Origin of the sequence: Formosa algae, assembly GCF_001439665.1 — a bacterium.
GTDB lineage: Bacteria > Bacteroidota > Bacteroidia > Flavobacteriales > Flavobacteriaceae > Formosa > Formosa algae.
The window spans coordinates 1-12087 of sequence record NZ_LMAK01000045.1; the positions used below are offsets into that span (position 1 = coordinate 1).

Here is a 12087-nt window from a genome sequence, read left to right on the forward strand (position 1 = left end):
ACAAACTAAAGAAACACGTTAGCAACCATATAATACAAAACGTTATAAAAAATGAAAGAAATAGAATTAAACGACGGAAATAAGTTACCAATTATAGGTTTTGGAACATACAAATCTACCGAGGAAGAAGGTATTCAATCTATAAAAAATGCTTTAAATATAGGTTACAGAATGTTTGATACAGCCGCCAAATATGATAATGAAAAAGAAGTTGGAAAAGCAATAAATGAAAGTGGAATCGATAGAAGAGAAATTATCGTAACCACAAAATTATGGCGTGAAAATTTAGGTTATGAAGAAGCTAAAAAAGCTTTTGACAAATCACTTAAAAAACTTGGATTGGATTACATTGACTTGTATTTAATCCATTGGCCTGCGAATGCAAAAAACTATAAAGATTGGCAAAAAGCAAATGCAGATAGTTGGCGTGCAATGGAGGAGTTACAAGCTGAAGGGAAAATAAAGTCCATTGGAGTAAGTAATTTTTGGAAAGAACATTTAGAGGCACTTTTTCAAACTGCAAACGTAATCCCTGCTATCAATCAGATTGAATTTCACCCTGGTTATTGGCAATCAGAATTGACGGAATTTTGCAAAAAGAATAATATTGTAGTTGAATCTTGGTCACCTTTGGCAAGGGGAAAAGTGTTTGGAAATGAAATAATCCAAACTATCGCTAAACAACACAATAAATCTATAGCTCAAATCTGTTTGAGATGGATAACTCAACACGAAACCATCGTTATACCGAAATCAAATACACCAAAAAGAATTGAAGAAAATATTAATATTTTTGACTTTAAATTATCAAAGGAGGAAATGAAGCAAATAAATGAACTTCCAGAAATGGGTTTTAGCGGAGAATTACCTAACATTTGGCCAGATGTATTAAATGTTAAAAACTAAAAATACGGCTGCTAACACCGTGTAAAAAACATTGCTTATTTTAGTTTATACCAAAGGTCGTTGCTTTGTTTGCTAGCATCTGATTTTCCTTCGGAAAATCCTCGCACTCAAACACGCAACGTTCCTTACACATAAACGTTGGCAACAATTAAAACTTACTCACATCAAATTTAATGGACAGTTTAAATAAAAGCATAGAAAATCATTACCTAAAGGAAGGACTTTATGAAGACATTATAAATCGTCTAAAAGAACAAAATATCCCTCTAAATAATGTAAAAAGGTCTGATATTTCAGGTACTGATGAGTTTCACGTTCGAGGAGCAACTGTGTCTAAAGAGCTTGCCAACAGTATTAACATTAATGGATTAAATGTTCTTGATGTAGGTTGTGGTTTAGGCGGACCTTGTAGAATGCTTGCAGATGAATACAATTGTCAAACTACAGGAATAGACTTAAGTAATGAATATATACGAACAGCCACCAAACTATCTGAACTCGTTAATTTAAATAATAAAACAACCTTTATTCAGGGAGATGCTACTGAACTTCCATTCGAGGATAAAACCTTTGATGTTGTTTGGACACAACACGTGCAAATGAATATCCCAAACAAGAAAAAATTCTATTCAGAAATTAATCGAGTTTTAAAAACGGATGGATATTTTCTATTTTATGATATTCTAAAAAAGGGAAGTGGTGAAGTTAATTATCCTATGCCTTGGGCTAGTTTGGCTGAACATAGTTTCTTGTTTAAGGCAGAGAAAATGGATAGTTTTTTAAATGAGTTTGGATTAACTAAAAAACAGTCTAACAACCAAACCCAAGCCGGAATTGATTATTTTGATACGCTTGTTAAAAGTCTAAAAGAACTTGGACCACCAAAAATGGGACTGAATGTCTTAATGGGTGATACAACAAAAACGAAATTAATGAATCTCTTGGTACATTTAAAAAGTGGTGAACTAGAACTTAAAAGTGGAGTTTACAAGAAATAACTGTTGCCAACAAAGTATATAATTTATTGCTGGCTTCTCGCCTACTTACGAAAGTCCTCGCGGACTTTCTTGGTCGGTAATTATTTGCAAAATTAGTTGCTTAACCACGCAACTAATAATACACAAAATAGTTAGCAACAAGAAAGACAAAATTCCGAAAAGAAGAAATGAAAGAAAATGTTAAGAAATTTCTAAAAGATATGATTCCCGTTTTATTTGGGGTTTTAATTGCCTTGTGGATAAATAACTGGAATGAGAATAGAAAAAACACGAAATATATTACCCAGATAAAATCTTCAATAAATAAAGAGTTAAAGGAAACTAATGACAATATTATAAAGGAATTGTCTTTTCAAAAAAGACTTATTGACACCTTAAATTTTTATAAAACTAACAATAAGATTTCGATATTTGACGTAATGATGAAAGCAGATGGAATTCATATGCCCAGTATTAAAATAAACTCTTGGAAAGCCATTTCTGGTTCAAAAATTGAATTGTTGGAATATGAAAAAATATCTGCTCTAGCTAGTATTGAAGAACAAAAAGAAGTTTTGGAATCAAAAACTGAACTTTTGGTTAACTTCCTTTATCCAAATATAAAAGAAACAGGAATTGACAAAAAAGAACTAATTATTTTAATGATGCAGGATATAATTGTTACGGAAAAAGGCCTACAAGAAGAAATTCAAAGCATGATTATAGATTAAATTTAGAGTTCATAAAAAAACGATTGTAGATTTGAGAGATTTGTAAAAGTATAAACAAAAAAGCCAGTTGCTAACAACGTATAATTTATTGCTAGTTCTAGCGCACATACAAAATCCTAAAGGATATTTTATTCGGTTTGTATTTTCTAAATTAGGTGCTTAAACACGCAACAAACCATATACAACAACACTGTACACAACTAATGAAACACCTAATTTACATATTTATTCTTCTTTTTTTTATTCAATCAAACGGACAAAATACTTCCGAAACATCGTTTTTAAGATTAGATTTATTGATTCTTGAAAAAACGACAAAAGACACTTTAGTAGCCTCAATTGTAGAATTATATTCTGGAGAACAAAAAATAGAAACTGATCTTTCTGACTTAGTTGGAAAAAGTATTCTTATTGTAAATTCAAAGGATATAATTGACAATAAAATTCTCCTTAAAATTTACGGGAGAAAATGTAAACCTTTTGAAACGGAACTCATTTAAAAAACGACATTGATACACAGATTTATCTCGAATACGGAAATACAGAATATAATAATCGAAGTCAATTACCTGAAATGTATAAAAAACTAAATATAAAGCCAAAAACATCTACTTGTGGGACTGTTGATTAATTCAATAAAAATAGTGACTATCCACCGTATAAAATGAATTACTAGTGCAAGCCTATTTTTAAAAATCCAATCGGATTTTATTTTTGTACTTTATTTGTTAACTTTAGTACTTAAACACGCCACTAATCATTTACAAACATTTTATGAAACTACTTCTAGCAACATTTCTTTTATTCTCAATTCATTGCTTTTCACAAAAACAATATGAATTTGATTACCTAATCGAGTATGAACAGACTTTATATAAAGATTCTATTAAAATCAAAAATCAACCATTCAGAGAAAAAGATAAAACCACAAAAAAATATTATTTAACAAACTCAAAGAATAATAATTATAGAGCTGTAATAACGGAATTAGATAGCTTATATTATAAAATGATTTTTAAAGATGAAAACGGAATATATTCCAATGTTACATTCTTAAAGTCCGATTTAAATACAGCCGAATTTATAAACATAGACTGTAAATATGTAACGAGATATAAAAATCCATTTAAACACCAAACAAAGAATTATGACTTTTTCAAACTTACCGACACTGTAATTAATGGAAAAACTTTCAGTAAATACAAATTGGAATCAATAAAACCGAGAAAAGTTAAAAGAAAAAAACTAGGTACTAAATTTTACATCATTGATAAAGAAACCTCATTTCACTTACCTGTACTCGATTTCTCAACAGCCTATGAAGAATGGAAAACAGAAGGGAATTTAGCAAATGGTATTTTTATCGAAAAGTATTTTATAGATTATTATGGTAATTTAGGGGAAAAAGAGACGTTAATAAACTATTGGAAAACTGATAAGAAAATTGTAATTAACAGTGATTGTGATTACACAGAAAAGAAATAAAAAATGTGTTGTAACACCGTGTAAAAATAATTACTCGGTTCTTCCCTACTTACAAAATCATAACAGATTTTCTATGTTAACTGTATTAATTACATTAGGTGCTTATCCCACGCAATAAACCTTAATCCAAAAACCAGTGAACAAAATTATAGCACTTGTATTACTATTAACAATTGGATTTATATCCTGTAAACCCTCTGAAAAGGAAATTGACAGGGTTGAAATAGCTAAAACATACTATAAGGTTATTAATAATTCAGACTACTATAAATTATCAGAATGGTTTGCCGATAGCCTACAAACTATTGAAGGAGAACATAAAAACACCTATTCTAAAAGCGAATATATGGAGCTTTTAAAATGGGATTCCGTTTTTAAACCTCATTATAAAATACTCAATATTGAAGAAAAGGACGGAATTGTAAATGCAAAAACCTCAAAAACTAACAAAAGAATCATTTTTCTTCACGAAAAACCGTTTATAATAAATCAAATTTTTAGGTTTAAAAAAGAAAAAATAATCAGCATAGAAACGGAATATGTGAATTTTGATTATCCGACTTGGGAAAAAAATAAAAACGAACTTTTGAGTTGGATTGACAAAAATCATCCTGAATTAAATGGATTTTTAACCGACTTAACAGAAGTTGGTGGCGTGAACTTCTTAAAAGCTATTGCATTATATAAAAGCAAAAAATAACGTGTTATGTTACCGTAAAAAGTAATTGCGGTTTAGTGCTTATCAAACAGTTAATGTCATTGTGTTAGCTTCTTATTCTTCTTCGGAATCTTCAATCGGATTATATATTCAATTTATATTTACTAAATTAGTTACTTTAACACACAACAACCTCATACACAAGCATGTTGTAACACATTCTTAAAACCCTTATATATGTAGAATTTATATTAATAGAACTATATGAAACCTAAAACTGAGTATACTAAAAGTGGTGATTTTAACATTGCATATCAAGTGATAGGCGATGGATTAATCGACATTTTATATATTCCAGGTTGGGTTTCAAATATTGATATGATGTGGTCTGAACCTAGACTTGCTGCATTTTTAACTAGACTTTCATTATTTGCTAGACTTATTATTTTTGATAAAAGAGGAACAGGACTTTCAGATCGTTCTGACGAATATTCTACTATGGAAGAACGAATAGATGATATCAATGCCGTATTGGATGCAACACATTCAAAAAAGGCATTTTTATTTAGTCATTCTGAAGGAGGATCTGTTAGTCTATTATATTCTTTAAAACATCCTCAAAAAACTTTGGGAGTTATTGGCTTTGGAATATTTGCAAAACGCAGATATTCTGAGGACTATCCGTGGGCTCCAACAGATGAAGAACGTGAAATCTCAAATAAAGCCATTGAAGAAAATTGGGCACACGGCAATCTTGATGGATTAAAAACATTAGTTCCATCATTAGCGCACGATACAGCATTTCTTGATTGGCTAGCCAGTTATTTGCGTTCTGGAGGAAGCCCAAAGGCTGCATTAATTTTACATAAACAGTGTGTAAAAATTGATGTAACTGGTGTTTTAGAATCCATTAAAGTTCCTACTCTGCTTCTGTTTAGAAAAGAGGATATAGACATCCTTGTTGAAGAAGGTAGATATCTGTCAGCACGTATACCTAATTCCAAACTTGTTGAATTTAATGGTAAAGATCATCTGTTTTGGACAGGCGACACCTATCCTATTTTAGCAGAAATTGAAGAATTTGTCACAGGAATACGTCCTAACAAATTAGACTTTATAAATGCGAAACAAAAAATTAATAAAATAGGAATAGATATAGAAACTGTAATGTCTAAAAATTTCATGTATAATTTAAAAATTGAGGAGTTCGCTAAATTATGTGGCAGAAGTTTATCTGCTTTTAAAAGAGATTTTAAAAAAACATTTAATACAACACCTTCTAGATGGATAATGTCTAAACGCCTTGAATACGCAAAAACACTTTTACTTGAAACCAATTTAAACGTAAACGAAATCTGTTATGAGAGTGGGTTTAAAAACTGCTCTCATTTTATTCAATCATTTAAAAAAAAATTCAAACGCACTCCCAATCAATACAAAGCAGAATCACCTTAAAGCACTGACAAATAGGCTATTTGGACTTTAAAACACATTTATTGGATGTTTAAGAATATCAAAATCAATTCTATTTACTGAATTTTGTGTTATAACCAAAAACACAAATTATGAAAAAGTATATCATATTTATTTATGGAATAGTGGCCTATTGTATTTTTCTAATTGCTTTTTTATATGCTATAGGCTTTGTTGGTAATTTATTTGTTCCAAAAACTATAGACTCTGGTGTTGAGCCAACGTTGCTTAAAGCTATTCTAACCAATATAATTCTTTTAAGCGTGTTTGCATTGCAACACAGTATTATGGCAAGACCAAAATTTAAAGAATGGTTTACATCCATCTTTAGTCAAGCTATGGAGCGCAGTACTTATATTCTACTCTCAAGTTTGGCATTATTATTAGTTTATTGGCAATGGCAACCCATAACCATTCTAGTTTGGGAAACTGAAACCACTATTCTTTCTAATATTCTAACAGGAATATTTTTTCTAGGTTGGCTTATTGTTTTACTTTCTACATTTATGATTAATCATTTTGAGTTATTTGGACTTGCACAAATCTTTGATAATCTAAAAAACCGGAAAACTTCAAATCCGAAATTTCAAACTAATTATTTTTATAAATTAGTAAGACACCCCATAATGTTAGGTTTTTTAATTGCATTTTGGGCAACACCAGTAATGACATTGGGACATTTATTATTTAGTGTTGTAACCACACTTTACATTTTTGTTGCTGTAAAATATTTAGAAGAAAAAGATCTTCGTAAATATATTGGAGAAGACTATGAAACCTATCAAAAAGAAGTGCCTATGATAATTCCTTTTACAAAAAAATAATTCTATAATAATAACAGCATGAAAAACATATTTTTATTTATCATAACCATTGGACTTTTAATGACTAGTTGCAAAAATCATGACATATCTAAAAGTGAGAATAATAAAGAATTAGAGCGCCAGATTCTAAAAGAATTGCGCCTTGAATTGAAACAGAATCTTGATGATATAAATTCAAATATTGAGGCCTTAATAATTTCAAAAAATGCAAACGAAATTATAATTAGTAATATGGAGAATAAAATATCATGATTCTTTAGATTATCATTTCGCTAATTTATATCCATACCTTGTGTTTTCCCCAAACGAAACTACATTCAATTACCTTAAAAAGTCAGGAATGTTTGTAATTTCTAATGATTCTATAAGAACTTCGATTTCAAATTTATATGGTGTTCAATATGGAATTTATAAATCTTTTGAAAGCATTTATTTTACAGAGCACTATACCAATTATATAAAACCAATGTTCATGGAGGAGTTTGATACATTTAAATTCTATAGTTCTTTTAAGCCAAGAAACTACCAGGAATTTATTAAAAGTAAAGCTTACAAAAGAGTATGAGGTATACAATTGATGCCATTCAAACGTTTATTTTTATGCAATCTGGTCTAAAGGAAGATGTAGAAAAGTTAATGTCAGAAATTAACAAAGAATTAGACTAAATATTGCAGTGGGAATCATTATATATCAACGCTGAAGTAGCTTTGATAAATGCTTGTTTTACTAACTTGTCACCTATAACAGACTATTCAATACGCTTTGCCAACTCTTGAATATAGTTATATAACACTTTTAGGTCTTCGCCATTACAATTACTATTGATGTGTTTTTTAATGTATTCTGAACCTCTCAATCTAAATAATATAGCATCTACTCCAGCACGTTGATCGCCACTAAAAAATCCTTTAAAGATATTATATAATACCGTTCCTTTATTATAATGTGCAATGCTTTGATAACGTTTTAAATAAGCGGTCTCGATATATAGCACTTGTGGTGGACCTAAAGAAGTCTCACTAATTTTGTAACCTAAATCATTATATCTAGTTTCAAATGCATGAATTTTTATAGTCGTTGGATTTTTAAGTTGACTCCGACACACCGTTCCGTAGGCGTCCATAAAATCTTCATAAAACAGTTTAAAAAAGTCGGTATACTGTTCAAACAACGGGAAATCTCCTGTTTCAAGTTGAGTGATCACATCTTCGTAATCATTAATTCGGGGACCTAAAGATCTTATATATCCAAATTGAGAGGTGTCTAATTCCCAATTATCCGATTTAGATGCTGTAATCACACCTGCTTTACCTTCTTTCACAAACATATCTTCAGGTAAATAATTCAAAGTAAACTCAAATTCTTCTACATTTGAACATTCCAAAATGTACTGTTCAATAGCTTTCTTTGCTACTTCTTCATAATAAAAAAGGCCTTTTACTTTTTTGTAACCATAACGCTCTGTATTATTGGTAAAAACAGGTGCAATATCTAATTTTTGTGAAGTATGGCAAGTACCTTCATAATTTACTGCAAATTTTGATATCGGAAAATATCCAGTATGAAGTTTAACAGTATAAGACGCTAAAGCATCGCCGAACCCCTTTTCTAATCTCCAACCATTAGCCTTAGTCATATGTCCCTGAATAGTAATAACCTCATGCTCCATTTCACCTTGCTTAGCAGATAAACCAATAGGTCCTGAAGTAAACCGAACCGCCTCTAAATTATCACACTGATCTTTTAAGCCTTTTACCAGTGCATTTAACATACCCTGAATCGGAAAATCTTTTATATTTCGAGTTTGTATATAATTTTGTAGTAACGGATGTGTATACATTAATGCATTAGATTTTACAAGCAATTGTTGCCCACAAGCCCCTCTATACTCAATAAAAATATCCTCAGCAGTTGGATATTGCCCTGTTCTGTTTCCAACTATTGCTATAAACTCTTTGGTCTGTCGTCGTGACGTATTCGGTAAAAACTGCGCACTAAAACCATCAGATTCATATATTTTATAATCTCTAGAGCTCGGGAGTTCCCAGACTTTCATACTGGCTTTTGCAGCTTCTCTTGCTTTTTGAAGTCTAGCTTCTTCTTTTTTATATTTTTTTGGTTCTTTCCAAGGGTTGTATTTGTTTGTTTCTTGGGCAAAACCTAAATGAACAACACTTAAAAAAAAGCATAGAGATAGTATTTTTGAATACATAAACCGACATCTTAAGTTATACATAATAAGCAAGTTACATATTTTTTATCATTCTATTAATTACTAACTCACGAGTTATCACTACTGTATAGATTATATTATAATTTAGACAAGCTGTTTTACTTTTATATGAAACTTAAAATTGTGTTCCTTTTTGGTGGTCGTGTTAACAAGGCTACTTTGCAATATAAAGGTTTGTAAGAAACAAAAACGAAAGACATTTAAATAGAAAATCTCCCCTATTTACGGTTTTACCGCAATCCCATTACAACAAATTGTTTTACATTTATAAAAAAAAGTTTACTTATCACAGTTCCAGATAAATTTTAGTATACGCGATGTACAGCGTGTAATTAATAAGAAAGAAAAAATAACAAGATCATGAGCAAGCCCACCAAGAAACCACATCTCCTTTTATGGTTTTCAATACCACTAATTATGGTAATAGGTTTAAGAAGCCCAAATAAAAGTTTAAGCATTAATATTTACGATACCTATGTTGTGTTTTCTGCAACCGATTTAACTATAGCTATTTCGGTGCTTTTAGGGCTAATCGGACTTGGATATTGGATTATTCAGAAAACTAGCAGAAAGCTCACCTAACTGTAGTTATGTTTATTTAGTCGATACATTTATAAAATAGTACTCCATAAAAAAAGAGCTACCTTCTGGTAGCTCTTTTCAATAAACATATGTTTCTAGTTTATTTATACTAAGTAAACTATGTGTTAATGTGTAACTGATTTTGAGATGATTTTTCTAGTCTGCGAAATGATAAAAATAAGCCACAGCATGATACTTTTCATCTCCTTAAGCGTCCTAAATTTTAAATTTAGGCCTCATAAATTTAGGTTTAATCATGTAATGTTGCTTGCTCTTTTCTTTGTATAAGGTTAACGTAGCCATTACACTCCAAATTAAATTGGCAACAAAAGACGGTAATGCATTGTAATAATAACAGTTTATGGCGATTATTACAGCTCCCAAAAGGTTTAAGTACTTAGAGTAATTAATATACTTATTGTTTTCTATAAGGGTTAGTCCATATGCTAGAACTAAAAAGGCCGATCCAGCCCACCCTAATACATCAATTAACAATTTCATTTCACTAAATTTGATTCTATTTTTGTTGTTAAATTAAAGTGCAAATGTCTTCTAAGAGGACTGATTTTAAATGATACAAAAGCTTCTAAAAATGGTAATTTTGCGCCATTTTTAAAACGGACTATTTAAACCGATTTCTAAACTCTAAAGGTGTTACTTTTTGATGTTTTTTAAAGTACTTTACAAAGTTTGTAGGCTCTTCAAATCCAAGAGTATACGCAATTTCCTTTACACTATCTGTAGTATGTGCCAACAAACGTTTTGCTTCTAATATAATTCTAGAATCTATCATTTGTTTAGGCGAAATGGCCATAATTTTTAAAGTAGCCGCATTTAAGCGTTTTTCTGTAATACGTAATTGTAAACAATATTTACTCACCGATTTTAAAACGTGAAATTGTCTGTCTAATAAATCCCGAAATTTAATTACATATTCTAAATCAGGCCCTTTATTAATGGCTGTTGTTTTTATGTTCAGTCTGGTACGCTCGGCCACCAATAATAAATTCTGAAGGTAATTTCTAAGAATATCCGACTGAAAACCATCGGCATTCGTTTTTAATTCTGTTTTTATAAGCTGAAAAAAACTCTGAAAGGTTTTAGTTAAACCACCAGAGACTTCAATATTAGAAATAGCATGCAAATCGTTAAATAACATACAACTTCTTAAAAACCTTGTATCTACTTCTGTTTTGCAAAAAAAGTTATCGCTAAACATTAAAACTTCGCCTTCTATAGCTTCTGTACTATCGTAACACTGCACACTATTTTTATCGACAAATAAAATAGAATTGGGTTTAATCTCTATAGGATTAAAGTCGACCATATGTTTCGGACTCCCTTTTTTAAACCATATAATCTGATAGAATTCTGTACGATGTGGCACTGTTAATTCATTAAAAGATTTGGCATAAAGTTCCTTAAGGTTTACCACCTCAAACTCATGAAGTACTCCCGTTTTAAACCAATATTTTTTAATAGGTGAAGTCACTATAAAGCGTGTTAATTTGAAACCGCAAACATAGGCTATTTTTCAATTGTTTGTCCTACAATTTTATCTAGATCTTATATTTAATTAGCTGCATATGTTTTAGTAGACAAAGTGTATAGTGTCATTGTAAACGCATTAATTTTAAAATGATTTCAGTCAACACTTAGCATGTATAAACTGTAATTTTGAGTATAACTAAAAATAAAACACATGTCATTACTTACCATTATATTAAGCATCCTGTTACCTCCTGTTGCCGTATTTTTAAAACACGGTATTGGAACCGCGTTATTAATAAGCATATTACTTACGCTTTTAGGATGGTTACCAGGAGTAATTCATGCCTTTTATGTAAACAGTAAATAAATATATTATGAAAAATACAGATAAGACAACATCATACAATCCGGACATTACAAAAGAAGATAAAAAAATATTAGGTGATGCATCTGGAAATTTAAGACAAGACAATGGAGACGATGAATTGCTTAAAAAAAGAGAAAATGAACCAGACTTTGCTGCTGAAAATTTAGATATTCCTGGAGCAAGTCCTGCTAGACCATTAACCAATGGAAAACCTCCGAAAGATGAGGAAAACAAACATTACAGCATTGGTAGTTCAGATAATGAAAACCTAGAATTAGATATAGATAATACTAAGGACGATTAATAGCATTTTGCAAACCCGATGTATTATATTGGAGCCCTTATACAGTTTATGTGTA

At 30.3% G+C, this 12087-nt stretch carries 15 protein-coding genes; 12 read left to right on the forward strand and 3 right to left on the reverse strand.

The features are described 5' to 3' along the window. The first annotated feature begins 51 nt into the window (after window positions 1–51). The 9 genes from AST99_RS11380 (at window position 52) to AST99_RS11420 (ending at window position 7306) form a co-directional block, all read left to right on the forward strand. Entirely contained in the window at window positions 52–906 is an 855-nt protein-coding gene (locus AST99_RS11380; RefSeq protein WP_057781958.1) for an aldo/keto reductase, read from the forward strand. Window positions 907–1079: 173 nt separating this feature from the next. Next, a complete protein-coding gene (locus AST99_RS11385) occupies window positions 1080–1904 on the forward strand; it encodes a class I SAM-dependent methyltransferase (RefSeq protein ID WP_057781959.1) in 825 nt (274 codons plus the stop codon). A 167-nt stretch (window positions 1905–2071) separates the two neighbouring features. Next, the gene (locus AST99_RS11390; protein ID WP_057781960.1) at window positions 2072–2614 is read left to right on the forward strand and encodes a hypothetical protein; all 543 of its coding nucleotides are present in this window, start codon (window positions 2072–2074) and stop codon (window positions 2612–2614) included. A 203-nt stretch (window positions 2615–2817) separates the two neighbouring features. Then, a complete protein-coding gene (locus tag AST99_RS11395; protein ID WP_157486370.1) occupies window positions 2818–3114 on the forward strand; it encodes a hypothetical protein in 297 nt (98 codons plus the stop codon). 274 nt (window positions 3115–3388) lie between these two features. Then, the gene (locus tag AST99_RS11400; protein ID WP_057781962.1) at window positions 3389–4099 is read left to right on the forward strand and encodes a hypothetical protein; all 711 of its coding nucleotides are present in this window, start codon (window positions 3389–3391) and stop codon (window positions 4097–4099) included. Between the two features lie 136 nt (window positions 4100–4235). Next, entirely contained in the window at window positions 4236–4799 is a 564-nt protein-coding gene (locus tag AST99_RS11405) for a hypothetical protein (protein ID WP_057781963.1), read from the forward strand. 222 nt (window positions 4800–5021) lie between these two features. Next, window positions 5022–6212 carry an alpha/beta fold hydrolase gene (locus tag AST99_RS11410; RefSeq protein ID WP_057781964.1) on the forward strand — a complete coding sequence of 397 codons (1191 nt, stop codon included), beginning with the start codon at window positions 5022–5024 and terminating at the stop codon, window positions 6210–6212. A gap of 110 nt (window positions 6213–6322) precedes the next feature. Further along, a complete protein-coding gene (gene mddA / locus AST99_RS11415; RefSeq protein ID WP_057781965.1) occupies window positions 6323–7054 on the forward strand; it encodes a methanethiol S-methyltransferase in 732 nt (243 codons plus the stop codon). A gap of 18 nt (window positions 7055–7072) precedes the next feature. Next, window positions 7073–7306 (forward strand): hypothetical protein, encoded by a 234-nt coding sequence (locus AST99_RS11420; protein ID WP_057781966.1) that lies wholly within the window; start codon window positions 7073–7075, stop codon window positions 7304–7306. A 497-nt stretch (window positions 7307–7803) separates the two neighbouring features. On the opposite strand, the gene AST99_RS11430 is transcribed toward AST99_RS11420, so the two are convergent. After that, entirely contained in the window at window positions 7804–9267 is a 1464-nt protein-coding gene (locus AST99_RS11430) for a hypothetical protein (protein WP_057781968.1), read from the reverse strand. A gap of 381 nt (window positions 9268–9648) precedes the next feature. On the opposite strand from AST99_RS11430, the gene AST99_RS18610 reads away from it, so the two are divergent. Continuing rightward, window positions 9649–9870, forward strand: coding sequence for a hypothetical protein (locus AST99_RS18610; RefSeq protein WP_157486371.1), 222 nt, complete (start codon window positions 9649–9651; stop codon window positions 9868–9870). Between the two features lie 216 nt (window positions 9871–10086). Here AST99_RS18610 and AST99_RS11435 read toward each other — a convergent pair whose 3' ends face one another. Both AST99_RS11435 and AST99_RS11440 read right to left on the reverse strand, forming a co-directional pair. Continuing rightward, entirely contained in the window at window positions 10087–10371 is a 285-nt protein-coding gene (locus tag AST99_RS11435; RefSeq protein WP_057781969.1) for a CBU_0592 family membrane protein, read from the reverse strand. Between the two features lie 121 nt (window positions 10372–10492). Further along, window positions 10493–11362: an AraC family transcriptional regulator gene (locus AST99_RS11440; protein ID WP_232301617.1), complete on the reverse strand. Its 870-nt coding sequence runs from the start codon at window positions 11360–11362 to the stop codon at window positions 10493–10495. Between the two features lie 210 nt (window positions 11363–11572). On the opposite strand from AST99_RS11440, the gene AST99_RS11445 reads away from it, so the two are divergent. Both AST99_RS11445 and AST99_RS11450 read left to right on the forward strand, forming a co-directional pair. Then, window positions 11573–11728, forward strand: a complete 156-nt coding sequence (locus AST99_RS11445; protein ID WP_057781971.1) for a YqaE/Pmp3 family membrane protein — start codon at window positions 11573–11575, stop codon at window positions 11726–11728. Between the two features lie 7 nt (window positions 11729–11735). Beyond that, complete coding sequence (locus tag AST99_RS11450) at window positions 11736–12032, forward strand: hypothetical protein (protein ID WP_057781972.1); 297 nt, start codon at window positions 11736–11738, stop codon at window positions 12030–12032. Window positions 12033–12087: the final 55 nt, after the last annotated feature.